The sequence below is a fragment of the Actinoplanes italicus genome, from assembly GCF_003001815.1.
GTDB lineage: Bacteria > Actinomycetota > Actinomycetes > Mycobacteriales > Micromonosporaceae > Actinoplanes > Actinoplanes italicus.
The window spans coordinates 182441-206569 of sequence record NZ_PVMZ01000008.1; the positions used below are offsets into that span (position 1 = coordinate 182441).

Genomic DNA, 24129 nt, shown 5'->3' on the forward strand with positions numbered 1-24129 from the left:
CTCCTTGTCGCTGCCCTGTGACTGCCCGGCGCAGTCTTACGCATCCTAGAGCGGAGATCGTCAGCCGCGAAACCGGTCCGTATCGGCGTGCCCTGACATCTGCTCGTTGCGGATGCACGTGCATCCGGCCTTGCGAACGCACTTGATGACGAGCATGATAGCTGACAGACACGATCCGACCGCTGACGCAGCGTGCCGAAATGTTCGCCTGCTCAGATGTTGCGCTCGTTGCCCGGCAAGAGTCCGCCTCAAGCCATTGGAGGCATTTCCATGCCGAACATGACGGCGTCCACGCCTACCGTGGCCCCGGTGCACCGCGACGCAGCCGATGTCGCCCCCGCCGAGAGCTACCGGCCGGCGGACCCGGTGTGGGTCTACCGGAACGGATGGCGTGCCGGCGTGATCGAGGCGGCCTCACCCAGGGCGGTCACCGTCACCTACCAGCCGGCGACGACCCATCGGGGCACCGGCGTGGACACCTTCACGGCGCCGTATGTGACGTTGCGCGAGGATTCGTTCCCCGACCTCGACCACCGGGCGCTGCGGCTGGTGCGCCGGAACCCACTGACATGACCGGCGCGGTCACCGTCTCCGCGGTCGTCGGCCTGCTGAGCCTCTTCGCCGGAGTCGCCGTCGGGTGGTATCTACGCAGCACCAACGACTGGTGCCCCGAGTGCACCGAGCCGGAGCAGCAGGCCCGCGACGGCTCGATGCTGCAGCTGCCGTCGAAGCCGCTTTCCAGCTGACCGCAGGCTGTTTCCCACCCCGAGGATGTGGGTACGCGGTCGCCGCCCAGCCCTGGCTATGGAGGTGGCCGTCTTGCTCAAACCTGAAGAACAGCAGGTCTTCACCGATCTGGTGACCCGCTTGGAGACCGACGACCCCGGCTTCCGGCGCCGTGCCGCCCGCCCGCCGCAGCGGTGGATGGTCATCGCCGTTCTGCTGTGGACCATCGCTCCGATCTGCATCATCTACGGCGGCTGGACCGGCCTCATCGAGGCGGTGCTGGCCGGCGTCTACGGGACCCACCTGATGCAGAAGCGCAAGAGGTGGGCCGCCGTGGCGCAGTCGCTCAGCGCCAGCGATCGCCGGTGAGCCGCTCGTAGACCTCGACATACCGGTTGCGCGTCGCCTCGGCGACCTCGTCCGGAATCTCCGGCCCAGGCTCGGTGCGGTCCCAGTCGGTGTGCTTGGTCGACCAGTCGCGCAGGAACTGCTTGTCCAGGTATCGCGGAGCCTGCCCCGGCTGCCATTCGCCGGCGTCCCAGAACCGCGAGGAGTCCGGCGTCAGCAACTCGTCACCGATCTTCAGGGTCCCGTCCTTCGACCGCCCCACCTCGATCTTGGTGTCGGCGATGATGATGCCCTTGTCTGCCGCGATCTCCGACCCGCGCCGGTAGACCTCGAGCGTCACGCGGCGCAGCTCCTCCGCCAGTTCCTTACCCACCCGGTCGACCGTCTGGTCGAAGGTCAGCGGCGCGTCGTGCCCGCCACCGACGGGCTCCTTGGTGCTGGGCGTGAAGATCGGCTCCGGTAGCCGGGACGACTCGACCAGCCCGTCGGGAAGCAGGTTGCCGGAGATCATCCGCTCCCGCTCGTAGTCCTTCAGCCCCGAGCCGGCCAGATAGCCCCGAGCGATGCACTCGACCATGACCATGTCGAGCCGCTCACACCGGATGGCCCGCCCCGCGAACTCGGCCGGCACATCGGTGGCCGAGACGACATGGTTCGGAATCACGTCTGCCAGCTGGTCGAACCACCACAGGGACAGCTGAGTGAGGATCTTGCCCTTGTCCGGAATCGGGGTGGGCAGGATGACGTCATAGATCGAGATCCGGTCCGAGGTGACCAGGACGAGGTCCTCACCATCGGCATAGACGTCCCGGACCTTGCCGGAGTGCAGGAGCTCCACGTGTTCCCCTCAGTGCTGGCGGGCGGCGTGCCGGTCTCACGCTATCGAATGGCTGGTCCGGATACGTCCATGGACCACGACCTGCCGACCTCACTGCTGTACATGCCGCTAGGGCGCCCCTCGATAACGTGCCGTCGAAAGACTCGAGGAGCCTTCGATGGGTGTTCGGGACGGCGTTCCATGGCTGCATGACGAGTACTGGATCGTGGGCGACCTCTGGCTCCGTCGAGGTCGAGCCGTCCGCTCCAACGACGCCGAGGTCGTCGGCATCGCAAAGCTTCTCGGACGAAGCGCCGACTCCATCACCTGGCGCGTAGGCAACTTCGCCAGCACCGACAACCCCGGTAGCGGACCGAAACCGATCTCCGGCAAACCGCTGGAGAAGTGGAAGAAGCTGCGCGGAAATCGTGCGGCTCTGGCCCGGGCCGTAGCCGAAGCGGAAGCCCGCATGGCGCTGCTGACCGGTCAACACGTGCCGGGTCCAGACGGTACGAACGTTCGCATCGTCCCGCCTGAGGTGCCTAACCAAAAGCCGGTTGCGGTCGTCACTCAGAAGGCGGCCAGAGAGGCTGAGCAGGCGGAAGCTGTGCTGCGGGAACGCTTTCGTCGGTGGCGAGACCCAAAGGGAAGACGGCTGCTGGGTATCTCCATCGACACTCCGGCCTCAACACTTCGAGTGGATCTTTACGACCCGGCGGCCAGTCTCCTGATCGAGGTCAAGGCGAAAGCCGATCGAGACCCTCTGCGGTTCGCTGTCGGACAGCTCTATGACTATCGGCGATATCTCAATTTCGAAGTCAGCCTCGCGGTGTTGGTTCCCAGGCGACCTAGTGACGACCTGATGGGACTCCTGCGGACCGCCGACATCGGCGCCATCTGGCCCCACGCTGCATCGTTTGCCGACTCCGAGGGCGGCCGCTATCTCTCCGCATGACGGGAACCGAGACATCTCTCGATATCGAGTTCGGAGAATTGATGCTCACAGCGGCTGACTACCTCGAGATCACGTCATCGGCGGCCCGCAAGCAATGGCGATCCATCATCGAGCGGTCAAAGCCCAGCGAAGGCCGCCGACAGGTCGCCTTCATCCCAGTGGAGACGCTCACCTGCCTGGCGGCGAGCCTTGTCGTCGACCATCGGCGGTACGGGGGAAGCACGTCGCACAAAGCGGTAGAGCCTGTTCCGAGCCTCGCCGAGCTCTTCAAGCGCCCGAACAGCAGCGTGCTGGCGAAAATGGCGAACCTGGACGGAAGCCGAACCAACGGTGCCCGTCACGAGATGGAGGTTGCCGCTCGGCTCCTCAACGACGAGAACGAACTGGCCAGCACCTATCGACTCGTCATTCAAGCGGCTCGGGATGTAGGCATCACCGCCGGGGCTCTGCCGGACTTCCTCGCCCTGGAGGACGACGACAGCCCGATGACGTTCCTCGGTCAGGAGGAGATCAAGCCCGGGGACCTCGCCGGAGTCGTACGGCAACGGCTCTCGGACACTATTGATCAGCTGACCGAAAAGATGCTGACCGCGACCATTCGGGTGGGCCAGCACCGCTTTGCCCGCGATGTCTTGCGCAACCACGACCACCAGTGCGTGTTCTGCGGCCTGGCAGTCGCGTTCGACGGCCGCCGTACCCCTCGGCTACTTCTCGCATCGCACATCAAGCCGTGGCGCGATTGCGACTCGCGGGAACGCCTGGACATCGCCAACGGTCTGACGGCATGCCCGACCCACGATGTCGCGTTCGATACCGGGCTGATCACCGTTACCCCTGAACTTCGCATTGAAGTTCGTCCGGACTTGGCGGCGGCGGCCGCCACCAATTCTGGGGTGAGCGCCGCATTCGGCCGGCCACCGCTTGCCGAACATCTGCTGTTGCCGGCCGGCGCCCTTCGTCCTCAGCCGGTCTACCTCGAGTGGCACCGGACGCGTATCTACGGCGGCAACGCGTAGCCGACCCCATGAGAGATGCCGCCCAACCAGATCGGTTGGGCGGCATCGGGAGATCAGGCGGGCTGTTGAGCGGGACGACCCAGCAGGAACGACCAGTTGAGTGCCCGCCCCTTCAGGCGGACCAGGGCCACCCCGCCCGCGACCGCGGCGATCGTGGTCACGGTGCCGGCGGTGACGAGGGCTCCCCGCGCGCCCATCGAGTCGCACAACCAGCCGATGGCCGGGGCTCCGACGATGCCGGACAGCGACGACACGATGCCCACCGTGGCGAGGACCCGGCCGCGCATCTCCTCGCGGGTGTCCAGCTGGATCCTGGTCGAGACCACGGTGTCGAAGATGACGGCGCCGGCCGCGATCGGCAGGATCAGGGCCGCGAAGCCGAGGATGTTCGGGGCCAGGCCGGAGCAGAGCTGCAGGGCGCTGATCAGAAAGCCCGTCCCGAGCAGAACCCGCAGCGTCGATCGGCCGGTGCCGGCCAGCAGCAGGCCGCCGGTCACCGCGCCGACGGCGAAGACCGTTGACAGCAGACCGTACGAACCCGACGATCCGCCCAGCGGGCCGGAGACCATGGCGGCCATCGAGACCTGGTAGTTGCGGCCGAGCGAGCCGAGCACGAACGACAGGGCCAGGACGACCAGGATGACGGGCTGGCGCAGCAGGTAGCGGAAGCCGGCGATCACTCCGCCGTCGGTCGGCGACGAGACGGCGAGGGGGCGCATGTCGCGGGTGCGCATGGCGAGCAGCGCGACGATGACCGCCGAGTACGACACCGCGTTGATCACGAACAGCGTGGACGGGCCGGTGACGCCGATGAGCATGCCGCCGAGGGCCATCCCGCCGATCCGGCCGGCCGAGCTGAGCACCGAGCCCAGGGCCAGCGCCGAGCCGAGAGCTTCGCGGGGGACGAGTGCGGAGCCGAAGCGGCCCAGGACCGGGCCCTCGAATGAGCCGATCACGCCGGAGGCCAGCGCGACCGCGTAGATCGGCCATTCGCCACCGGGAAGCAGCAGCGCCAGGGCGAGCAGGGCGCGGACGGCCTGGAAGGCGATCAGCATCGGCCGGGCCGGCAGCCGGTCGGCGATGGCGCCGCCCCAGCTGCCGAGCAGCAGTACCGGCAGGGACTGCAGCATGACGACCGCGCCCATGGCGGTGGCCGATCCGGTGGCCGTGAGGATCAGCCAGTTCAGTGCCAGCACCTGCATCCATGTGCCGCTGACCGAGATGAGGTCGGCGGCCGCCCACAGGCGGTAGTTGCGCTCTCGGAGCGGCGCGAACATCGGAGCCAAGGTGGCGGCACCTCCACAGGGAAAACGGCGCCGTCTCTCGGCGCCGTCTCCCTGTTCGGACCGGCCTCGGGTTCACTTCGGCGGTGGGTTCAGGAACAACCCAACGGCAACCCCGATTGATTTCGTACGGCCACGACCACCCGACCGCAACCGACCCGGTCCCGTGGTGGCACCACCCGCCACCCCGCACCCCAGGTTTCACGTGCGTAGTTCAGGCGATTCATTGATTGTGCGGGTCCGGGTGATGCGGTCGACTACAACCAGTGTGTCGAGATGATGCTCTAGAGTAATCGCTTTGAGTGCTGACTGCTCCGGTGCCACGGGTGTCGTCGTTGGAACGTGGTAGCTAGACATGGGGAGATTCGGAATGGACGCATGGATCGCCGAGTTCCGCCTGAGCATCACGCGGGCATTGGCCGAGCAGCTAGCCACCACACTCAATCCGCTGTCACCAGCCATACTGGGCCCAGCGGCGCTGAGTAAGGTCGACGCGCGGCCGGGGGTCTACGTTCTCTTCGTCGCCTGGAAGCGTGTATACGTGGGCAAAGCGGCCAGCAACCTCCGCACCCGCCTGGAGCAGCACTACCGGAAACTCTCCGGGCGCACTGGCATCACTATGTCGGACGTCCGTTTTACCTGTGTCTACGTCGACGAGGACCTAGACGCCGCCGCACCGGAAAAGCTCCTGATCAAAAAGTATCGGCTCGACGACACAATCCCCTGGAACACCAACGGCTTCGGCAACAAGGACCCTGGCCGCAACCGTGACCGGAGCGTCGTCAAGGCTCAGCATTTCGATGCTCTGTACACGATCGATCTGGGCTACCAGCTGAGCGTCCCGTTCACTGTTTGGTCTGTGGCCGACCTTCTAGACTGGCTCAAACGCGAGCTTCCTTATCTTTTGCGGTATGAGAACAAGAACAAGTCGCATCTGACGGAGCTGAAACATACGCGTATTGAGTTGCCGGATATCGAGTTGACTGCGGCAGAATTGCTGATCGCAACCATCGACGCGCTTTCCCCGGGTTGGCAGGCAACCGCGCTTCCCGGCTACGTGATCCTCTACAAGGAGGAGACCTCGTACGATAGCGCTCTGTTGTGGTGGAGTCGAAAGGACCACGGAACGGCGCTTGAGACTCGCGGCCCGCAACGTTTCGACGCTGGAGAGGTCGAAATGGCGGATCAGGGTGACCTGCTCGAATGAGGCCACCTCACCCTCGCGCTTCTCGGACGGCGGTTTCCACTCGGTCCGCCGCCGGCTTTGGTACGTCGTGCTCCCATACGCGGATCGCTGTCCAGCCGGCGGCCGCCAGCAGCTTGTCGGTTTCCGCGTCGCGGGCTTTGTTGCCCTCAATCTTGGTGTGCCAAAACTGTTGATTTGCCTGAGACGGCCGGTAGTGCTCAGGGCAGCCGTGCCAGTAGCAGCCATCAACGAAGACGGCGATCTTCAGTCGAGGAAAGACCAGGTCGGCAGTGCGGCGGCTACCTGATATTGGACGTGAGTTGACCCGGTAGCGCAGCCCGCGCGCATGAAGCATCGCGCGGAGCCGTCGTTCGGGCCCGGTGTCTCGGTTCTTGTTGGCGCGCATCACCGAGCGGACCGCTGGGCTTTTGGCCCATGAGTCGGGTTTCGGCGCCGGTGGCGAGAGGAGCCCCTTTTGGTGAGCAAGGCGCCAGCCCTCCCGCAGGTTTTCGGCCCGGGAAGCGAAGCCGACCTCGCCGAGGTACCGCGTCGGTGACCGACCGTTGTCGGACCAGCGTAGATACGCGCGGATTCGTCGAGTCCGCGGTAGCAACTTGAGCGCTACGGAGGCGCGTGCCTGTCGGCCGTTGTCGAGTTTCACCCAGCGGCGATCCGGGCCGCCGGCCGCCCGATCCTGCTCAGCCGCGAGAGCGCGGCGGCTACGGCCTTGGCGGCCGCGCCATGCCGCGTCCGCTGGGCAGGTGGTAGCCCAGAAGCGCTCGCTCCTTTCCCCCGTTCCGGTCATCGCCGTTCGTCGGCCTCGTTCAGCGCCTCCGCGACGGCGTTGGCGAAGAAGCGCGCCAGGAGAACTGGTACCGCGTTTCCCAGCTGGCGCATCTGCTCACCCCGGGGCCCCGCCAGTTTCCACTCGTCGGGGAAGGTCATGACACGCGCCGTCTCACGAACCGTCATGTAGCGATGACGGAAGGTTGGTGTCTCGCTGGCGGTGGGCTCGGTGAGCAGGTCGTCGGTCAGGAGTACTGACTCTCCTCCCGGTACGCCGTGTACGCCCGCCTTCACGGTCTTCGCGGGGCGGTCCAGCACGTTCGGCGTATGCCCCGCGTAGATTCGCGCGTCAGGCCAGCCGACGTGGTACGGCACGCCGCCCGCCATCGTGACGCGGTCGAGCTGTTCCCACGACACCGGTGGCAGCTGTCGCTTCTTCTCGACGCCATACGTGGCTAAGTCATACATCAGCGCGTCGCGCAGGGTCAGCCACGGCAGCTTCCCGTCGTCGATGGCGACTTCCCGGGGCAGTCGCGCCTCCACGAGCTTCCTGATCCGAGCGTCAACCTTGTGACGCTTCCAGTAGGACCCGTCCCTGATCGATCGATTCAGTGCCGCCTCGGAGTGGGTTGGGGCGATCGACTTCCTGAACCGCTCGATATCGACGCCTAGGTCGCTACGGAAAGCCACAATAATGATCCGATTACGGATCTGGGGAACGCCATAGTCTGCCGCGTTAACCCTCGTCGTAACCAGCTCGTATTTCTCCTTAGGGTTGGCCAGTGTCGTGGACAGGCGTTCCCGAAGGATCTCGTCGTGCTCGCGCCAGTCCGTCCCCTCCTGGCGTTCCACGAACGGAAGGCAAAGTTCGCGTTCGATGTACTCGAAGTACGGGCGAAACGAGGGGCGCAGTAGGCCCTGAACGTTCTCACAAATGACCGCTTTGGGCTGGATGTCGCGGATAGCGCGGAACATTTGGGGAAACATGTTGCGTTTGTCCTCGTCCCCCTTGGCCACACCGCCAAGGCTGAACGGCTGGCATGGCGGGCCCCCGGCGAGCAAGTCCACCTCGTCGTGGAGGTAGTGGAACTTGACGTCATTAACGTCGCCGGGGACCAGAGGCCATCTTTCACCGGGCAGGGGTAGCCGCTCCTCGTCGCCACGGAGCTCGGCCTCGTTGTCCAGCAGCGTCTGACAGGCCCACTTGACGATCTCGTTCACCAGCAGGGGCCGGAAGCCCGCCTGGTGCACCCCCATGGCCAAACCGCCGCCGCCGGCGAACAGCTCGACCGACCTCCGGTCTTTAGTTTCTTCTAGCTGCGGCTCAAGCATCGCAAAAGCATACCGCGGAGTTATGGATCTTGAAAGTCGACACGCCAAGCGCTTTCGATGCGTACGTCCTCGAACGAGACCCAAGAACTCGGTGAGTCGCGGAAGCCTGCCAGTACATTGGCGGATAATCGGCTGAGCTCACCACAACAAGCGCTGACCGGTTCGAGTCACCGCTAACAAGGAGTGAGATGGCCACCTGGAACGTCGGCCCGTTCGACAACGACGACGCGGTGGAGTGGTGTGACCGGCTAAGTGCCGCAGATCCGGCACTGCGCGTCGAACTCATCGAGAGGACGTTGTCCCATGCCGTCACCCACTTGGCCGACCTCAACCCGGCGAGCGCCTCGGAGGTCTTCGCCGCAGCCGCGATCGTCTTCCAGACGGCGACCGGGAAGCCCGCCACGACGACGCCCTACGCCACGGTAATCCTCGCTGACACGGAAGGCGTCGAGCCGACACCACAACTCATCGGGCTGGCGTGCGAGGCTTTGGAGGTCCTTATGGCCGGAGACTCGGCATTCCGACGGAAGTGGGCTGGCGATGTAGAAGAGGACCTAGCTCTTGAGGGCGCCGAACGCGTCTACGACGGCCTGAAAGGGCAGTTGACGTGATGACAAGCGTTTCGCTCGTACAACGCGCCACCACGTACGGGAGATCCGGTGACGGAGCGCGCCATCGTCGAGTAGCGCCCGACGATTTGCGCCTATGCCGAGCGCTCCGTGACACGACGGGGATCTGGGCCTCAGCGTCGAAGGCCAGAGCGCGCTACTCACGCAAGTTGAGCTCGCCGAAGATGCGACTACGGCTACACCTGTCGACCTGCCTTGCATGGCCGCCGGGTCGTAGACCCCATCCGGGTCGGCCAGCAGCGTCCGCGACGGCGCACACAACTCCAGCAGCTAATGCCAGTCCCGGGCCGAACTCGACAGCCTGTGCCGCTGACCGAGATGAGGTCGGCGGCCGCCCACAGGCGGTAGTTGCGCTCTCGGAGCGGCGCGAACATCGGAGCCAAGGTGGCGGCACCTCCACAGGGAAAACGGCGCCGTCTCTCGGCGCCGTCTCCCTGTTCGGACCGGCCTCGGGTTCACTTCGGCGGCGGGTTCAGGAACAACCCAACGGCAACCCCGGATGATTTCGTACGGCCACGACTACCCGACCGCAACCGACACGCTCCCGTGGTGACACCACCCGCCACCCCGCACCCCAGGTTTCAGCCGAGTGTGGAAAGCACACCGTCGCGCACCTGATGAAGCCGTCCACCGGCGACGATCACGCGACCGCCGAGCGCCGGCCCCGCCACCTTCCCGGTGGCCACGTCGAGCACCGGCCCACCGGCGTAGAGCAGCCCGCCCGCCAGGATCGGCTGCACCGCCTCGGCCTTCCGCCGGACGATCCAGGCGCGCGTGCCGTCCTGAACCTTGAGCGCTTCGACGCCCGCACCGGACACGGAGTAGATCCGGTCACGGTCGACCGCGATGGTCTCGCTCGCCGGGCCGGGGACAGTCCACTTCGGTGTGCCGTCGCCGACCTGGACGGCGCTGAGTCTCCCCGCCTTGTCGGTGACATAGAACACGGCACTGCCGGGGTGGGCGGCCTGCGCGGTCCAGACGGCCTTGCGGGTCCAGCGCACCCGGCCGGTGGTGATGTCGACGGCGGCGCTCGTCCCGGTGGTGACGTCGGATCCATCGGTGGCGCGGGCCAGGACGGTGCCGTCCGCCGACACCTCCGAGCTGCGGTGCTTCGCCTTCTGCCAGATCAGCTGCCCGTCGCGGGAGCGGTAGGCGATGACCGCGTCCTCGTCCGACGGCGATCCGCCGGAGACGACGACGGTGCTCTTGTCGACGACGACCGTATAGATCGGGATGTCGACGCGTTGCCGCCAACGGGGCAGTCCGGTCCGCGCGTCGAGGGCGAGCAGCTTCCCGTCCGGGTCGCTCTGCGAGTTGCAGTCCCCGCCGGCCACGATGAGCAGCCCGTCGGTGACGGCGAGCCGTGGCGTCTCGCTGTCCATCGGATCGTCCCAGTCGTACCGCCAGAGGATCTCGCCGTTGATGGTCGAATAGGCGGAGATGCCGAGCTGGTCGCTCACGTAGATCCGCTCGCCGGCGAGGACGGGCGCCGAGAAGCCGCCGCAGCTCGCGTCGCTCGTTCGCAGGCCGGCCCGCCATTTCTCGGTCAGGCGGCGGATGCTGCCGGCGTTGATCACGGTCTCGGACGGGTTGTAGTGGCTGTCCTCGGCGTCATAGCCGGGGTGGTCCCAGAGTGGCGCGGGCGACGCGACGGCGGGAGTCGCGATCAAGATCAAGGACAAGGACATGGCTACGGTACGGCTAAGAGCTGGCATGTTGCGTAAATTATGCCGATTGTCGCCGCCCAGCCCCGAGAACGCACGAAACAGGGCAGTCCGTGGTGGACCGCCCTGTTCCGCGGGGAACGTGGAGGGGACGTTCAGCCGGCGAGCAGCTTGAGCATCTGCTGGACCTGGTCGGTGCGGGACTGCTTGACCCGCTCCGCGAACGACTTGGCCAGTTCGTTGCCGCCCTTGTCGAGTTCCAGCTGAGCGAACTCGACGGCGTTGTGCTGGTGCGCCAGGAAGAGGTTGAGGAAGGCGGTCTCGAACTGCGCCTTCTTCACCGTCTTCAGCGACGCGATCTCCTTGTCGCCGGTGCTCGGCATGCCGCCGTGGTCCGCGTGCAGGCTGACCCGCTCGTCGAGCTCGGCCGGCTTGTCCCACTCGGCGAGCCAGCTCTTCATCAGCTTGATCTCGTCGGCCTGGGTGACCTGCACGGCCTTGGCCAGGTCGGCGACCTCGGGGCGGGTGGCCCGCTTGGCCGCGGTCTGCGCCATCTCCTGGCCCTGCTCCAGGTTGTCGATCAGCATCTGCAGGAACATCACGTCGGTGTCGTTGAACGTCGACCCGGCGGTGATCTCCGAGACGTTCTTGACGTTCTGCGTCTGCACCGCGGCCGGCGGCGGCGGAGCGTCGTCACGGGCGGTCCCGCAGGCGCCGAGCAGCATCGGCGCGGCCGCGACGATCAGCGCGGCGACGTGGCGGCGCTTCACAGCGACAGGGCTCCGGCGCTTCACAGCGGCATCGCTCCGGGGCTTCACAGCGGCAGCCAGAGCGCGAGCGTCCAGATGCTGGGCTCCCAGCTGCGGATCGACTGGTGGGCCTGGCGGCACTTGTAGGACACGCCGTTGTAGGTCACCACGTCATTGATCTTGTACGCCACTCCCGGCGCCCACTCCTTGCCGGTCGCCGGGACCGTGCTGGTCGGCGCGGTGGTCGCGGTCGGTGCGGTGGTCGGGGCCTTGGTCGGCGGCGTGGTGGGCGTGGTGGCCGGCGGCCGCGTCGGAGCGGTCGTCGGCGGCGTGGTCGGCGTCGTCGAGCCGCCACCGCCGGTACCACCGATGTTGACGTCCACGCAGTTGTAGAACGCCATCGGGGTGTCGCCGATGTTCCACACCGCGAGGACCGTCTTGCGGCCCGAGAAGCGGCTCAGGTCGACGGTGTGCGAGACGGAGGCCGCCGGGATCTGGTTGTTGTCGTTGAACGTGGCGATCGCGTTGCCGTCCACGTAGTACACCCAGGTGGCGGTCCGGTGCCGGGCGGTCAGGACCCAGTTGAAGGTCGCCGACTTCCCGACGTTGGTGGCCTTCCACGGCAGGGAGTTGTTGTTCAGTTCGGAGAAGGCGGCGACCCCGCCGTTGCACTCCTTGGACCCCTTCGGGGCCTCCGCGCTCTGCGGTTCGAACTGGATGGCGCCACAGTTCGCGACCGAACCGGCGGCACACTGCGCCTGGCGACTGGGCGGCGAGGAGACGTAGCCGTGAGCCATTGCGGGCGACGACGCGACCGCCAACGAGGAGGCGACCATCCCGAGGGTGGCCAGCGGGTAGGCGATCTTCCTGCGCATGTCAGCTCTCCAATGATTCGACCTGGCAGTTACAGGCCGGAACATTAGGAGTGGCTGCCATAACGGAGCCTTAAAGGAACTGGAAACTCGGTTAAAAGCTGTAATCAGCGACGTTTGCGCTGCTCAGCGGGCTCCGGGGCGAGGGCGTGGAGGAGGAAACCGATGCGCGCACCACCCAGCGGGCTACGGTCGATGACGAGCTGACCACGCACCGTCTCAGCGGCCCGGCGGACGATGTCGAGGCCCAGCCCGGTCGAGCCGGCGCCGCTGAACCCTCGGGTCACGGCCCGCTGTGGATCGGGGATCCCGGGACCGGCGTCGTCGACGAGCAGCCCGCTCGACGAGACGCTGACCCGGAAGGCGGTCCCGTCCGGGGTGTGCGAGAAGACATTGCCGAGCAGGGCGTCGACGACCAGGATCACCTCGCTCGCCGGCATCGGGAGGAACACCGGCTCGTTGCCGCCGACCACCTCCCACGGCCGCTCCTGGTCCTCGGCGAGCACCGACCAGAAGGCCAGCCGGTCGGCCAGCACCTCGACCAGGTCGCACTGCTGGGAACCGCGCTTCTCGATGCTGCCCAGCCGGGCGCCGGTGATGATCGCCTCCAGCTCCTCGTCGAGCAGGTCACAGGCTTGGCGCATGCGTTCGGCGATCGGGCCGGGCGGCATCGCCTCCACGTCGAGACGCAGGCCCGTCAAGGGCGTACGCAATCGGTGGGAAAGGTCTGCGGCCAGCTCGCGTTCCCGGTCCAGCAACCGTCGCAGATCGTCGGCCATGGTGTTGAAGGCGTTGGCCGCATCGCGGAGTTCGCGCGGGCCGGTCGGGGTCATCCGTTCGTTGAGCTCACCGCCGCCGAGGCGCCGGCTGGCCGCCGCGAGCTGGCGGGTGGCCCGGACCAGCTGGCTGCCGAGCCGGTCGGCGAAGAGCGTCGAGCCGCCGACCAGGAGAACCGCGAGCCCGCCGAGCGCGAGCCAGGCCGTGCCGACGCCGCGCCGGGTGTCCGCCCCGGGCACGAAGACCTCCACGACCACGGTCCGGCCGTCGGTGAGCACGGTCGGCTGCAGGTAGGCGACCCCGCCCTCGGCCTCGGCGGTGGCTGCCCGCCGGTCCGCCGCGGCCCGCTGCACGGTCGCTTCGGTGAGGTGCGACGTCCCGATCGGGTCGACGCCGGGCAGGTGCAGAGCGAGCCGCCCGTCACTGCCGGCGGTCGTGCTGGCCACCGCGTTGGTCAGGGTCACCAGGTCGTTGTCGACGCCGAGCACGGTGACCATCGAGGTGGCCTGCTGGCGGGCGTCGGTGATGGCCCGGTCGTAGGCGATCTGCCGGGTCGCGACGGCGAGCGGCACGAGGAAGGCCAGCGCCACCATCGAGGTGATCGCCAGCGCCAGGCGGTTGAGCGCCCACCTCACTGCGGATCGACCATCATGACTCCAACTCCCCGGACGGTGTGCAGGTAGCGCGGTTTGGCGGCGGTCTCGCCGAGCTTGCGGCGCAGCCAGGAGATGTGGACGTCGATGGTCTGTTCCTCGCCGATCCGCGCCTGCTGCCACACCTGGTTCATCAGCTCGCGCCGGCTGATGACCTGGCCGACCCGTTCGGCAAGATACGCGAGAACGTCGAACTCGCGCCGGGTGAGTTGCAGCGGTTCGCCGCGGAGCTCAACCCGGCGCTGCCGCGGTTTGATCACGAGCTCACCCACAGTGATCGCGTTGGGCTGTTGCTCGGTGGTGGTCCGTGCCCGGCGCAGCACCGCCGAGATGCGCGCCAGGATGTGCCCGCCGGAGAACGGTTTGGTCACGTAGTCGTCGGCACCGGCACTGAGGAGGGCGATGATGTCCGCCTCGGAACGCCGTGCGGTGGCGACGATCACCGGGACGTCGGAGACCGTACGCATCATCCGCAAAGCATCAGTGCCGTCGATATCGGGCAGTCCCAGATCGAGAATCACCAGGTCGGGCCGCTCCTGCGTGACGATCTTCAACGCTTGGGCAGCCTGACCGACCGGACGCACCACATGACCGGCATCCGTCAATGCCCGGGTCAGCGCGGCCGTGATGATGCGGTCGTCCTCGACCAACAGGATCATCGCCATGGCGATAACCATAGGACCAGGTGAGATGATGGCCGCGTGCGATCTTCCAGGTGGGTGCCGATAGCCGGGTGGTGCGTGGCCACCGCGACCAGCATCGTGCTCTCCTCGGTGGCACTGTCGCCCGTGCTCAACGCGGCTCGGGCCGACTCGGGCGAGCTTCCCGACATCGATCAGCTCCCGGCTCCCGCCGCGGTGTCGGAGACGAGTCCGGTCCCGCCGCCGCCCGAGACCGCGGACCCGACCCGCACCACCACGAAACCCTCGCCGTCGCGGACCCGTTCGTCGTCGGCCGACCCGCGGCCCACGTCGAAATCGCCGTCGGCGAGCGAGGCTCCGGCCACGCCGACGAAGCCGGTGACCACCACCGAGGACGGTTGGACTGTCACTACCAGTGACGGCGTGAAGACCTATGTGAAGTCGTTCACCACCCCGGGCGGCACGGCTGTGATCAGGATGACCAGCAAGGGCATCGTCTCGCTGGTCACGGCGACGCCGGCCGACGGCTATCGGGTGGAGAAGCAGGGTTCCGACGTCAACCTGGCCGTCTACTTCCACCAGACCGGCAAGAGCTTCATCATCCACGCGCAGTGGTTCAACAACGCCCCGTTCGTCGAGGTCAGCGAAGTAGGCAGCTGACCCTCCGCTGGATCGCAAGGGTTTTCCCCGATTCGGTGACCGTCATCGATCTTTAACGTCTCACCTCAAGTCACCTCGGTGTGACCTGCCGTCCACGGACGGTTGAGGCCCGCCCGCAAATCCCCCGGGCGGGAGAGGAGCAGGCGTGAAATCCCGTACCCCAGTCGTCATCGCCCTGACCGCCGCGACCGCGGCGGCGTCGGCGATGGTGGCGATCGCCGGACCGGCGACCGCCCAGACACCGATCCCCACCGATCCCGCCGCGGTCGCGGCGATGGCGAGGGACTCGGCGGCGGCCCTCATCGCCGACCGTCCCGCGGCGCTGCTGGCCAGCGCCGACGAGGCGTTCGTGCAGCGCCAGGTGATCTCCACCGACAAGCTTCAGTACGTCCCCTACGAGCGCACCTACAAGGGTCTGCCGGTCATCGGTGGCGACTTCGTCGTCGTGACCGACCGCGCCGGTCAGACCCAGTTCACGTCGGTCGCGCAGGAGCGGCCGATCGGGCAGCTCTCGGTCACCCCGAAGCTGTCCGCGGCCGACTCGATCCCGTTCGCCCGGGCCGAGCTCAAGACGGTGAAGAACGTCGAGAGCACCCGGCTGGTCGTGGTCAACACGACAGGCGCACCGGCGCTGGCCTGGGAGTCCGTCGTCAACGGCACCCGGATCGACGACCACGGTGACGAGGGCCCCAGCCGTCTCACCGTCGACGTCGACGCCCTCACCGGCAAGGTGCTGCGGACCAAGGACAACATCACCCACGTCTCGGGTACGGGCACCGGCTGGATCACCGGCTCGGTCACTCTGGACACCACGCTGTCGGGTAGCACGTACAGCCTGAAGGATCCGTCGATCGCCAGCCTGACCTGCCAGGACTCGTCGACCAACACGACGTTCAGCGGCACCGACAACGTGTGGGGCAACGGCACCGGCAGCAACAAGGAGACCGGCTGCGTCGACGCGTTCTACGCGGCGCAGAAGCAGAAGGCCATGCTCTCCAGCTGGCTGGGTCGTACCGGCTTCACCAGCAGCGGCGGCGCCTGGCCGATCCGGGTCGGCCTGAACCAGACGAACGCCTACTACGACGGCACCCAGGTCCAGATCGGCAAGAACAGCGCCGGTCAGTGGATCTCCTCGCTCGACGTGGTGGGTCACGAGATCGGCCACGGCATCGACGACAACACCCCGGGTGGCATCTCCGGCAACGGCACCCAGGAGTTCGTCGGCGACGTGTTCGGTGCGGCCACCGAGGCCTACGCCGCCAACCCGAACGACCCGTTCGACTACCAGGTCGGCGAGGAGGTCAACCTGGTCGGCAGCGGCCCGATCCGGTACATGTACAACCCGTCGCTCGCCGGTGACGACAACTGCTACTCCAGCAGCACCCCGAGCCAGGAGGTGCACGCCGCGGCCGGCCCCGGCAACCACTGGTTCTACCTGCTCGCCGAGGGCACCAACCCGACGAACGGGCAGCCGGCCAGCACCCGGTGCAGCGGTTCCGGCGCCCTGACCGGCGTGGGCATCCAGACCGCCACGAAGATCATGTACAACGCGATGCTGATGAAGACGTCCAGCTCGTCGTACCTGAAGTACCGCACCTGGACGCTGACCTCGGCCAAGGCTCTGGACAGCACCTGTGGCCTGTTCAACAAGACCAAGGCCGCCTGGGACGCGGTGAACGTGCCGGCGCAGACCGCCGACCCGACGTGTGGCACGACCACCCCGACCACGCCGCCGACCACCACCCCGCCGGCCGGCGGCTGCACCGGGACGAACGCCACCGACGTCTCGATCCCGGACGCAGGAAGCGCGGTCTACAGCAACGTCACGATCAGCGGCTGTGCCCGGAACGCGTCGTCCACCTCGAAGGTCGCGGTGAACATCGTGCACACCTTCCGGGGTGACGTGAAGGTCGACCTGGTGGCGCCGGACGGCAGCACCTACGCCCTGAAGGCGACGTCCAGCTCCGACAGCGCGGACAACGTCAACACCACCTACACCGCCAACCTGTCCGGTGAGGCGGCGAACGGTACCTGGCGGCTGAAGGCGCAGGACGTCTACTCGTCGGACACCGGGTACATCAACACCTGGACGCTGACCCTCTGAGAAACGGGCCGGTGCCGCACCACCGGGTGCGGCACCGCGACCCGAAACGATCACTAGCGCATCACGGTTCCGCTTGACGGCTCCCACGAACGGCGGGAGGGACCTATGGTTCCTCCTACATGTACGGACAGGAGGCCCCCCTGTGACTTACAGCGCGCTCGGTGTCCCCTCCGGGAGACCGACCGGTGTCCTGGCCGACGTGTGGGGTCGTTCCGTCGTACGCGATGTGCTCCTGACCCTCGGTGCCGCGGGCGCCGTCGGCCTGGCCGCACAGATCGCCGTCCCGGTCCCCGGATCACCCGTCCCGATCACCGGGCAGACCTTCGCCGTCCTGCTGGCCGGTGCCGCCCTGGGCGCCACCCGCGGCGCCGCCGGCATGGTGATCTACATGGTGGCCGGGTTCCTCGGGGTTCCGTGGTTCGCCGGCGGCACCTCGGGCTGGCCCTCGGCGACCGCCGGTTATCTGATCGGGTTCGTGCTCGCGGCCGCCCTGATCGGCCAGCTTGCCGCGCTCGGTGCGGACCGCCGCCCGACCCACACGATCGGCCTGATGGCCGCCGGCAACGCCTTGATCTATCTGATCGGGGTGCCGTGGCTGGCGTTCTCGACGGGTGTCGATCTGACCGTCGCCGCGGGTCAGGGCCTGGTCCCGTACCTGATCGGCGATGTGCTGAAGACTCTGTTCGCCGCCGCCCTGCTCCCGGCCACGTGGCTGATGATCAACCGCCGTCAAGGTAACCAAGACCGATACTGATCAGCGAGGCCGATACGGGTCGGTGATCTCCCGGAGCATCCCGAGAGCCTCCCGCAACTGCGTCATGCGGCGCGCGCCCAGGTGCGCCGCCCACTCACCCTCGACCTCGGCGACCACGGCGGCGGCCACGACACCGGCCGTCCGGCCCCGCTCCGCGACGCGCACCAGCCGGGCCCGCGCGTCGGCCGGATCCGGCGTCCGCTCCACGTAACCGGCGCGTTCCAGCTGGTCCACCAGGAACCCGGCTGTCTGCTTGGTCACCTGCGCCTGCTCGGCCAGCTCGCCGAGACGGGTGCCGTCCGGCCCGATCCTCTGGAAGACCCGCGCCTGGGCGAGCGTGATGTCGTCGAAACCGGCCGCGGCGATCGCGTCGAGCACGCGTTTCTCCATGGCCCGGTAGGCGACGAACATCAGCAGCCCCGCGTTGAGATCGTCTCGCGCCATCCGCCAATCCTGCCATCAAGTCAGATCCTCTGACTATATTCGTCAGATAATCTGACTATGAACGAGGACGATTGCTGGACCGTCATTGCGGATCAACGACGACTCACGGCCGACCTGCTCGACGACCTGACCGAAGCGGAACGGGACAGCCCGTCGCTCTGCGCGGGGTGGCGGGTGCGTGACGTCGCCGCGCATGTCGCCCTCGCACCGCAACCGCCCGGCCCACTCACCATGGCCGCCGAGGCGATCCGGGCCGGCGGCCGGTTCCACCGCCTCAACCACGACATGGCCGTCCGCCACGCCGACCGCCCGGGCGCCGATCTCGTCGCCGAGCTGCGAGAACACGCCGACTCACGGAGGCTGCCGGCGGTGACGAACTGCCGGAACATCCTCTTCGACGTGATGGTTCACGCCCAGGACATCGCCATCCCGCTGCACCGGCCGCTGCCGATGCCGGTCCGGGCGGCAGCCGCCGGCGCGACCCGGGTGTGGACGATGGGCTGGCCGTTCTGGGCCCGGCGCCGACTGACCGGGGTGCGGCTCACGGCGACCGACACGGACTGGTCTGCGGGCGACGGCGCCGAGGTCAGCGGGCCGATCGCGGCCCTGCTCATGCTGCTGACCGGGCGGCGCGCGACCCTGTCACAACTGACCGGCCCGGGAGTCGCGGGGCTTTAACCCACAGGCTGTGCACACAGCCTGTGGATAACTCGAACACCTGTGCGAATCCGGTCAGCGGACCAGCCGCGGCAGGCCGATCCGGGTCCGTACACCGGGCGACGAGTGGACCAGCGGCGCGCCGGGCGGTGCCGGCAGGCCGGCTGCCGCGGTCAGGTCCTGTTCCAGGTGCAGAACCTCGGCCCGGTGCAGCACCCAGGACGGATGCCACACGTCGACCGAGATCAACCGACCGGCCACGACGGTGTAGAGCCGGTACTGGGTGGTCAGGTAGTGATCGATCTGCCCGAGTTCCTCGATCGGGAACGGTTCACCGGCGCGCGCCCGCAACCGGTAACCGGCACCGCGCGGCTCGGCGAACCGGCTGCCCCGGTACTCCGTCATCGCGCCGTCGGTGCGCAGTGACATCCGGGACCAGCGGTACGGCAGGTTCAGCGTGCCCCGGGCGACCGCCACGGCGGGCAGCCGTGCGGCGTCGAGCGAGAAGAAGTAGATCCCGGCCTGACCGTCCGGGCCGCGCACGTACGTCCGCAGGTTGGTCTCCGGGAAGGTGGACAGGTACGGCAGCCCCGGCAGCCAGGGTGGGCGCACCTCGTCCATCAGGAACGGGAGCATGCCCACCCAGACCTCGTCGTCGTCGGTGTCGGGCACAAGACCGTCGGGAAGCAGCGGACGGACCGCACCCACGGGATAACGCCAGTGCAGGAACGTCATCCGCCGCCACTGCTGGATCATCATGGCGGTGCGGATCTCCGCCATCGGGGGCGCATGCACACCCCCACTCTAGATGTCGAGCGTGCCCTCGATCCGCTTCAGCTGGTGGCGGGCCAGGGCCAGGTTCGCCCGGTCCTTGTTCAGCGCCAGGTACAGGAACAGTCCCTGCCCGGAGCGCCCGGTCAGCGGCCGGATCAGGTGATACTGCGTGTCCAGCGTGATCAGGATGTCCTCGATCTTCTCGTGCAGGTTGAGCATCTCCATCGTGCGCAGCTTGGCCCGTACGACCTCGGTGTTCGCCGCCGACGCCACCTGGAGGTCGAATTCCCGGCCTCCGCCGGCGATCCCCAGCGCCATCCCGCTCGAACGGTCGACCAGCGCGACGCCGATGGCGCCGTCGATCTGCATCGCGTCCTTGAGGGCTACGTCCATGTCCGGCATATCGATCCTCCACTCGCTCCGGGTCTGCGCCAGAGCGTGTACGACACCGGCCGGAACTGGTCGCACACCGCGTCCGCCTCCGCGGTCCCGCCGCATGGGTTCATGGTTCGTGTGACGACCGACTTGAAGATTTCTGCAACTCCGAAACTTCTGATCACTTCAGGTCGCGGTGCGTCGTGGGCACGCATACATAGAGCAACCTCAGCGGTACGCCGTAACCGGGCCCGCACCTCGGCGGTTGGATGCGGGTAGAGCTGGAATCTCGGCGAAGGGGGGCATGGCATGTCGGTGCCGCTGTACCAGGCGAAGGCCGAGATGTTCCGGACCCTCGGGCACCCGGTCCGGATCCGGGTGCTGGAGCTGCTCCAGAACGGTCCCCGGCCGGTCCGTGACCTGCTCGCCGAGATCGACGTCGAGGCGTCGAACCTGTCTCAGCAGCTGGCCGTCCTGCGGCGGGCCGGCATCGTCACCTCGTTCCGGGACGGGGCGCTCGTCATGTACGCCCTCAGCACTCCGGATGTCGCCGACCTGCTGGCGGCCGGCCGCCGGATCCTGGGCGCCGTCCTCACCGATCGGGACGGCCTGCTGGTGGAGCTGCGGTCACAGACCCCGCGCTGAGCCGGGTCAGCGGTCGCGCCGGCGCGGTTCTCTTCGTCCGGGCAGGAGCGACATCAGTGCCAGCAGTGGAAAGACGCGCTTGGGGGCGTACGACATCTCCGGGCTCTTGATCTCGGGGGTTGCCGGTGGCGTGCTCACGGCGCCCTCCGGCCCTCGCACCCGTCGCAGCCGATCCGCGAAGACCGCCATCGAATCGATCGCCGGGACCGGCGTCAGAACCTCGTCGAACAGCTCGGTCAGGCCCGGCCAGTCCCCGATGAGCCGGTCGTCAGGCTCGCCGCGACCCGGCCACCGACCGCCGGTGAGTGCCTCGAACAGCAGTGCGGCCAATTCGGTGACGTCACCGGCCGGAATCCGTGCCCGGGTGGGCCGCGGCACGGCGAAATCGGTCAGCTTCGGCGCGCCTGACGTGTCGACGAGGATGTGCTCGGCCCGGATCCGGCCGTGCACCATCGGCGGACGCAGTGAATGCGCCCAGGCCAGTGCGTCGGCCAGCACGATCACGAGTCGCAGGGAGTCGGCCGGGGACGGCGGCTCGTCGCGGAGAATCTCGGACAGGAGGCGGCCCTCGGTCCAGTCGAGAGCGAGCCACGGCCGGCCGGTCTTGGTGATCCCGCCCGCCCGGACCGGGATAATCGTCGGATTACGTCCCAAACCGACCGAAGCGGCGACATGTGTGGCGAAGGCGGCTTCCTCGGAGCGTCCACTGACGAACCGGTGGAAAAGCTTGAGGCCCGCCCAGCGGCCGGCCCGCTCGTCCCAGGCCCGGTAGACGTCGGCCTCCGCGCCCGTCCCGATCCGTTCCAGGCGGGTGTAGCCGGCCGGGGTGTCTATCCCCGCCACGTATCCGCCTCCCTCGCGCAGCATGAACCACGCATCTCACCCGAGCGCTTCCGCGGCGGCAACGCCTTCCCGGTCAGCAAGACCATTCTAAGGACCGTTGCGGGCCTACTTCGGGGGTAGCGAGCACGCGAAGTCCACGCCCGCCCGCAGCCATCGGGCCAGGCCGTCGTCGTCGAGGCGATCGCCGTCGACGACGACCCAGTTCTTCATCGGCCGGCCGGTGAAGTCGAACACCCTGGTCCCCGGCTCGGCGAGAGCCGTCTCGGCGACCTCGGCACCGAGTCGCACGATCAGGTCGTCGCCCATCACACCGACCGCCAGGTTGCCGTGCACCATGAACGTGATCCCGCCGAACATCTTCCGGTCGGTCACACCGTCGACATCGCCGAGGGCGTCCCGGATCCGCTCAGCGAGCACCTGATCAAAAGCCATACCAACCAACTTATGCGCAGGTACGGGCGAAGCCGGTTCGCGGGCGCCGTTGACCGCGAACCGGTGATCTCACCGGCGTCAGATACCCCGGTAGCCCGCAATGGTGTCGGCCAGGATCTCCCGGCCGGGCCGCTGCCAGAGCTCCTCGTTCATCACCTCGACCTCGATCGGGCCGGTGTAGCCGGCCTTCTCGACCGCGGCGTGGAAGGCGCGAATGTCGACACAGCCGTCCCCGGGCAGGCCCCGGCCGGTGAGCACGCCGGCCGGCAACGGGGTGATCCAGTCGGCGAGCTGGTAGATCGCGATCCGGTCGCCGGCCGCCTCGATCTTCGGCAGCACGGTGTCGTCCCACCACAGGTGGTAGGTGTCGACGGTGACACCGACCTGGCCGACCGGGTGCTGCTCGGCGATGGCCATCGCCTGGTCCCACGTGTTGATGACGCAACGGTCCGCGGCGTACATCGGGTGAAGAGGTTCGATCGCCAGGGTCACCCCGGCAGCCGCCGCATGCGGGACCAGCTGAGCGATCGCGTCGGCGACGTGGGCCCGCGCGCCGGCGATGTCCTTCGAGCCCTCCGGCAGGCCGCCCGACACCAGCACCAGGACCGGTGCTCCCAGCGCGGCCGTCTCGTCGATGGCCCGGCGGTTCTCGTCGAACCAGCCGTCGAGCTGGAAGAAGCCACTCCGGCAGAGCGTCGTGACGGTCAGACCGGCGTCGCGGACCAGGGCGGCGGAGCGCTCCAGGCCGTACTCGGCGACCGGCTCGCGCCACAGCGCGACCTTGTCGACCTCGGCCTCGACCAGGCCCTTGACCAGGTCGGTCAGCTCCCAGTGCTTGGCCGTGATCTGGTTGAAGGAGAACCTGTCGCTGCTCATCCGGCCACCACCTCGAAGAATCGGTTCGCCCGGTGAGCGGCCACGTCGGGGTCGAGGAACAGATTCGCGTCGTTGGCCAGCTCGACCAGCTTGGCGAAGTGCGGCACCGAGCGGCCCGACTGCAGCCCGCCGACCATGGTGAAGTGTTCCTGGTGGCCGTTGAGCCAGGCGAGGAAGACGATGCCGGTCTTGTAGTAGAAAGTCGGCTTCTGGAAGATGTGCCGCGACAGCGGGACGGTCGGGTCGAGGCACCGGTTGTACGACTCGCGGTCGCCCCGGTCCAGAGCCTCGAGCGCGCCCGCGGCGGCCGGCGCGATGGCCGCGAAGATCCCGAGCAGCGCGTCCGAGTAACCCTTGTCGTCGCCCATGATCAGCGTCGGGTAGTTGAAGTCGTCGCCCGTGTACATCCGGACACCGTCCGGCAGGCGGCGGCGCAGCCGGATCTCGTGGTCGGCGTCGAGCAGCGAGATCTTGATGCCGTCGACCTTGGCCGGGTTGCTGTTGATCAGCTCCAGGACCGTCTCGGTGGCCTTGTCCACGTCGGACGAACCCCAGTAGCCCTCCAGGGCCGGGTCGAACGCGGTGCCGAGCCAGTGCAGCACGACCGGCTTGTCCGACTCGTTCAGCAGCTCACGGTAGATCCGGAGGTAGTCGTCGGCGTCCCGGGCCGTGGCGGCGAGATGCCGGCTGCACATCAGCACCGGGTTCGCACCGGCGGTGAGAACGTCGGCGAGCTGCTCGGAGTACGCCTTCCGGACCTGATCGAGGGTCACCTGGCCGGGCGCCAGCTGATCGGTGGCGACACCGGCCACGATGCGCCCACCGGCTTCCGCGGCGCTCCGCCTGATCAGCTCCTTGGTGGCCGCGTAGTCGAGGCCCATGCCCCGCTGGGCGGTGTCCATGGCCTCGGCCACACCGAAGCCGTACGACCAGAGGTGCCGGCGGAACGCCAGCGTGGACTCCCAGTCGAGGGCGGCCGGAGCGCCCGGCGCGTTCTCCGCGAACGGGTCGGCCACGACGTGCGCGGCGGCGTAAGCGATCCGCCGGCTCGGCGGAGCGGCCGGCGGACCCCAGTCGGCCTCGGTGGACAGGGGCAGCCTGCGGCCGCCGGGAAGGTTCACGACACCCATG

General features: G+C 67.8%; 28 protein-coding genes. 12 read left to right on the forward strand and 16 right to left on the reverse strand.

Annotated features, from left to right (window positions below):
- The first annotated feature begins 309 nt into the window (after positions 1–309).
- The 3 genes from CLV67_RS20940 to CLV67_RS20945 all read left to right on the forward strand — a co-directional run bounded on the left by CLV67_RS20940 (position 310) and on the right by CLV67_RS20945 (position 1095).
- The gene (locus tag CLV67_RS20940) at positions 310–573 is read left to right on the forward strand and encodes a hypothetical protein (protein WP_239166701.1); all 264 of its coding nucleotides are present in this window, start codon (positions 310–312) and stop codon (positions 571–573) included.
- Positions 570–746, forward strand: coding sequence for a hypothetical protein (locus CLV67_RS51990; protein ID WP_170153938.1), 177 nt, complete (start codon positions 570–572; stop codon positions 744–746). The genes CLV67_RS20940 and CLV67_RS51990 overlap by 4 nt, the downstream gene beginning before the upstream one ends.
- Positions 747–819: 73 nt before the next feature.
- Entirely contained in the window at positions 820–1095 is a 276-nt protein-coding gene (locus CLV67_RS20945) for a DUF3040 domain-containing protein (RefSeq protein ID WP_170153940.1), read from the forward strand.
- Here CLV67_RS20945 and CLV67_RS20950 read toward each other — a convergent pair.
- The gene (locus CLV67_RS20950; RefSeq protein ID WP_106320905.1) at positions 1073–1912 is read right to left on the reverse strand and encodes a phosphoribosylaminoimidazolesuccinocarboxamide synthase; all 840 of its coding nucleotides are present in this window, start codon (positions 1910–1912) and stop codon (positions 1073–1075) included. The genes CLV67_RS20945 and CLV67_RS20950 overlap by 23 nt on opposite strands.
- A gap of 157 nt (positions 1913–2069) precedes the next feature.
- Between CLV67_RS20950 and CLV67_RS51145 the strand changes: the two genes are divergently transcribed.
- Both CLV67_RS51145 and CLV67_RS20960 read left to right on the forward strand, forming a co-directional pair.
- Positions 2070–2846 (forward strand): hypothetical protein, encoded by a 777-nt coding sequence (locus tag CLV67_RS51145; protein ID WP_146169240.1) that lies wholly within the window; start codon positions 2070–2072, stop codon positions 2844–2846.
- The gene (locus CLV67_RS20960; protein WP_239166700.1) at positions 2843–3862 is read left to right on the forward strand and encodes an HNH endonuclease; all 1020 of its coding nucleotides are present in this window, start codon (positions 2843–2845) and stop codon (positions 3860–3862) included. The genes CLV67_RS51145 and CLV67_RS20960 overlap by 4 nt, the downstream gene beginning before the upstream one ends.
- A gap of 53 nt (positions 3863–3915) precedes the next feature.
- Here the strand turns inward: CLV67_RS20960 and CLV67_RS20965 are convergent, their stop codons facing one another.
- The gene (locus tag CLV67_RS20965; RefSeq protein WP_106320909.1) at positions 3916–5139 is read right to left on the reverse strand and encodes an MFS transporter; all 1224 of its coding nucleotides are present in this window, start codon (positions 5137–5139) and stop codon (positions 3916–3918) included.
- Positions 5140–5515: 376 nt separating this feature from the next.
- On the opposite strand from CLV67_RS20965, the gene CLV67_RS20970 reads away from it, so the two are divergent.
- Entirely contained in the window at positions 5516–6352 is an 837-nt protein-coding gene (locus tag CLV67_RS20970; protein WP_170153941.1) for an Eco29kI family restriction endonuclease, read from the forward strand.
- A gap of 7 nt (positions 6353–6359) precedes the next feature.
- On the opposite strand, the gene CLV67_RS20975 is transcribed toward CLV67_RS20970, so the two are convergent.
- Together CLV67_RS20975 and CLV67_RS20980 are read right to left on the reverse strand one after the other, a co-directional pair.
- The gene (locus CLV67_RS20975; protein WP_239166699.1) at positions 6360–6992 is read right to left on the reverse strand and encodes a very short patch repair endonuclease; all 633 of its coding nucleotides are present in this window, start codon (positions 6990–6992) and stop codon (positions 6360–6362) included.
- A gap of 140 nt (positions 6993–7132) precedes the next feature.
- The gene (locus CLV67_RS20980; RefSeq protein ID WP_106320915.1) at positions 7133–8449 is read right to left on the reverse strand and encodes a DNA cytosine methyltransferase; all 1317 of its coding nucleotides are present in this window, start codon (positions 8447–8449) and stop codon (positions 7133–7135) included.
- A gap of 188 nt (positions 8450–8637) precedes the next feature.
- Here CLV67_RS20980 and CLV67_RS20985 point away from each other — a divergent pair, with 188 nt between their 5' ends.
- Complete coding sequence (locus tag CLV67_RS20985; protein ID WP_106320917.1) at positions 8638–9060, forward strand: DUF4259 domain-containing protein; 423 nt, start codon at positions 8638–8640, stop codon at positions 9058–9060.
- A gap of 599 nt (positions 9061–9659) precedes the next feature.
- Here CLV67_RS20985 and CLV67_RS20990 read toward each other — a convergent pair.
- From CLV67_RS20990 to CLV67_RS21010, 5 genes are all read right to left on the reverse strand, one after another.
- Complete coding sequence (locus CLV67_RS20990) at positions 9660–10766, reverse strand: outer membrane protein assembly factor BamB family protein (protein WP_170153942.1); 1107 nt, start codon at positions 10764–10766, stop codon at positions 9660–9662.
- 131 nt (positions 10767–10897) lie between these two features.
- The gene (locus CLV67_RS20995; protein WP_106320921.1) at positions 10898–11512 is read right to left on the reverse strand and encodes a DUF305 domain-containing protein; all 615 of its coding nucleotides are present in this window, start codon (positions 11510–11512) and stop codon (positions 10898–10900) included.
- 44 nt (positions 11513–11556) lie between these two features.
- Entirely contained in the window at positions 11557–12366 is an 810-nt protein-coding gene (locus CLV67_RS21000; protein WP_106320923.1) for a lytic polysaccharide monooxygenase, read from the reverse strand.
- A gap of 104 nt (positions 12367–12470) precedes the next feature.
- Complete coding sequence (locus tag CLV67_RS21005; protein WP_106320925.1) at positions 12471–13775, reverse strand: ATP-binding protein; 1305 nt, start codon at positions 13773–13775, stop codon at positions 12471–12473.
- Positions 13772–14458: a response regulator transcription factor gene (locus tag CLV67_RS21010; protein WP_106320927.1), complete on the reverse strand. Its 687-nt coding sequence runs from the start codon at positions 14456–14458 to the stop codon at positions 13772–13774. Before CLV67_RS21010 ends, CLV67_RS21005 begins: the two co-directional genes overlap by 4 nt.
- A gap of 36 nt (positions 14459–14494) precedes the next feature.
- On the opposite strand from CLV67_RS21010, the gene CLV67_RS21015 reads away from it, so the two are divergent.
- From CLV67_RS21015 to CLV67_RS21025, 3 genes are all read left to right on the forward strand, one after another.
- Positions 14495–15094, forward strand: a complete 600-nt coding sequence (locus CLV67_RS21015; protein WP_170153943.1) for a DNA mismatch repair protein MutL — start codon at positions 14495–14497, stop codon at positions 15092–15094.
- 145 nt (positions 15095–15239) lie between these two features.
- Positions 15240–17198 carry a M4 family metallopeptidase gene (locus CLV67_RS21020; RefSeq protein ID WP_106320931.1) on the forward strand — a complete coding sequence of 653 codons (1959 nt, stop codon included), beginning with the start codon at positions 15240–15242 and terminating at the stop codon, positions 17196–17198.
- A gap of 142 nt (positions 17199–17340) precedes the next feature.
- Positions 17341–17952, forward strand: a complete 612-nt coding sequence (locus CLV67_RS21025; protein ID WP_106320933.1) for a biotin transporter BioY — start codon at positions 17341–17343, stop codon at positions 17950–17952.
- Here CLV67_RS21025 and CLV67_RS21030 read toward each other — a convergent pair whose 3' ends face one another.
- Positions 17953–18396, reverse strand: coding sequence for a MarR family winged helix-turn-helix transcriptional regulator (locus CLV67_RS21030; RefSeq protein ID WP_106320935.1), 444 nt, complete (start codon positions 18394–18396; stop codon positions 17953–17955).
- A gap of 57 nt (positions 18397–18453) precedes the next feature.
- On the opposite strand from CLV67_RS21030, the gene CLV67_RS21035 reads away from it, so the two are divergent.
- Positions 18454–19074, forward strand: a complete 621-nt coding sequence (locus CLV67_RS21035) for a maleylpyruvate isomerase family mycothiol-dependent enzyme (RefSeq protein WP_106320937.1) — start codon at positions 18454–18456, stop codon at positions 19072–19074.
- A 54-nt stretch (positions 19075–19128) separates the two neighbouring features.
- Here the strand turns inward: CLV67_RS21035 and CLV67_RS21040 are convergent, their stop codons facing one another.
- On the reverse strand, positions 19129–19848 hold the full coding sequence (locus CLV67_RS21040; RefSeq protein WP_146169241.1) for a YqjF family protein: 720 nt from the start codon (positions 19846–19848) through the stop codon (positions 19129–19131).
- 9 nt (positions 19849–19857) lie between these two features.
- On the reverse strand, positions 19858–20229 hold the full coding sequence (locus CLV67_RS21045) for a hypothetical protein (RefSeq protein ID WP_106320941.1): 372 nt from the start codon (positions 20227–20229) through the stop codon (positions 19858–19860).
- 282 nt (positions 20230–20511) lie between these two features.
- Here CLV67_RS21045 and CLV67_RS21050 point away from each other — a divergent pair, with 282 nt between their 5' ends.
- Positions 20512–20847 (forward strand): ArsR/SmtB family transcription factor, encoded by a 336-nt coding sequence (locus CLV67_RS21050; RefSeq protein WP_106320943.1) that lies wholly within the window; start codon positions 20512–20514, stop codon positions 20845–20847.
- Positions 20848–20853: 6 nt separating this feature from the next.
- Here CLV67_RS21050 and CLV67_RS21055 read toward each other — a convergent pair whose 3' ends face one another.
- The 4 genes from CLV67_RS21055 to CLV67_RS21070 all read right to left on the reverse strand — a co-directional run bounded on the left by CLV67_RS21055 (position 20854) and on the right by CLV67_RS21070 (position 24128).
- Complete coding sequence (locus CLV67_RS21055; RefSeq protein WP_106320945.1) at positions 20854–21714, reverse strand: phosphotransferase; 861 nt, start codon at positions 21712–21714, stop codon at positions 20854–20856.
- 81 nt (positions 21715–21795) lie between these two features.
- The gene (locus CLV67_RS21060) at positions 21796–22122 is read right to left on the reverse strand and encodes a TfoX/Sxy family protein (protein ID WP_106320947.1); all 327 of its coding nucleotides are present in this window, start codon (positions 22120–22122) and stop codon (positions 21796–21798) included.
- Between the two features lie 78 nt (positions 22123–22200).
- Positions 22201–22998 carry a sugar phosphate isomerase/epimerase family protein gene (locus CLV67_RS21065; RefSeq protein WP_106320949.1) on the reverse strand — a complete coding sequence of 266 codons (798 nt, stop codon included), beginning with the start codon at positions 22996–22998 and terminating at the stop codon, positions 22201–22203.
- Positions 22995–24128: a dihydrodipicolinate synthase family protein gene (locus CLV67_RS21070; protein ID WP_106320951.1), complete on the reverse strand. Its 1134-nt coding sequence runs from the start codon at positions 24126–24128 to the stop codon at positions 22995–22997. Before CLV67_RS21070 ends, CLV67_RS21065 begins: the two co-directional genes overlap by 4 nt.
- Between the last annotated feature and the right edge of the window lies 1 nt (position 24129).

Bases quoted from the DNA above. Each gene is read 5' to 3' on its own strand.
- CLV67_RS51990 (WP_170153938.1), top strand. From the start codon at position 570: ATGACCGGCGCGGTCACCGTCTCCGCGGTCGTCGGCCTGCTGAGCCTC.
- CLV67_RS51145 (WP_146169240.1), top strand. From the start codon at position 2,070: ATGGGTGTTCGGGACGGCGTTCCATGGCTGCATGACGAGTACTGGATC.
- CLV67_RS20960 (WP_239166700.1), top strand. From the start codon at position 2,843: ATGACGGGAACCGAGACATCTCTCGATATCGAGTTCGGAGAATTGATG.
- CLV67_RS20965 (WP_106320909.1), bottom strand. From the start codon at position 5,139: ATGTTCGCGCCGCTCCGAGAGCGCAACTACCGCCTGTGGGCGGCCGCC.
- CLV67_RS20970 (WP_170153941.1), top strand. From the start codon at position 5,516: ATGGACGCATGGATCGCCGAGTTCCGCCTGAGCATCACGCGGGCATTG.
- CLV67_RS20980 (WP_106320915.1), bottom strand. From the start codon at position 8,449: ATGCTTGAGCCGCAGCTAGAAGAAACTAAAGACCGGAGGTCGGTCGAG.
- CLV67_RS20985 (WP_106320917.1), top strand. From the start codon at position 8,638: ATGGCCACCTGGAACGTCGGCCCGTTCGACAACGACGACGCGGTGGAG.
- CLV67_RS20990 (WP_170153942.1), bottom strand. From the start codon at position 10,766: ATGTCCTTGTCCTTGATCTTGATCGCGACTCCCGCCGTCGCGTCGCCC.
- CLV67_RS21000 (WP_106320923.1), bottom strand. From the start codon at position 12,366: ATGCGCAGGAAGATCGCCTACCCGCTGGCCACCCTCGGGATGGTCGCC.
- CLV67_RS21010 (WP_106320927.1), bottom strand. From the start codon at position 14,458: ATGGCGATGATCCTGTTGGTCGAGGACGACCGCATCATCACGGCCGCG.
- CLV67_RS21030 (WP_106320935.1), bottom strand. From the start codon at position 18,396: ATGGCGCGAGACGATCTCAACGCGGGGCTGCTGATGTTCGTCGCCTAC.
- CLV67_RS21035 (WP_106320937.1), top strand. From the start codon at position 18,454: ATGAACGAGGACGATTGCTGGACCGTCATTGCGGATCAACGACGACTC.
- CLV67_RS21045 (WP_106320941.1), bottom strand. From the start codon at position 20,229: ATGCCGGACATGGACGTAGCCCTCAAGGACGCGATGCAGATCGACGGC.
- CLV67_RS21050 (WP_106320943.1), top strand. From the start codon at position 20,512: ATGTCGGTGCCGCTGTACCAGGCGAAGGCCGAGATGTTCCGGACCCTC.
- CLV67_RS21055 (WP_106320945.1), bottom strand. From the start codon at position 21,714: ATGCTGCGCGAGGGAGGCGGATACGTGGCGGGGATAGACACCCCGGCC.
- CLV67_RS21060 (WP_106320947.1), bottom strand. From the start codon at position 22,122: ATGGCTTTTGATCAGGTGCTCGCTGAGCGGATCCGGGACGCCCTCGGC.
- CLV67_RS21065 (WP_106320949.1), bottom strand. From the start codon at position 22,998: ATGAGCAGCGACAGGTTCTCCTTCAACCAGATCACGGCCAAGCACTGG.
- CLV67_RS21070 (WP_106320951.1), bottom strand. From the start codon at position 24,128: ATGGGTGTCGTGAACCTTCCCGGCGGCCGCAGGCTGCCCCTGTCCACC.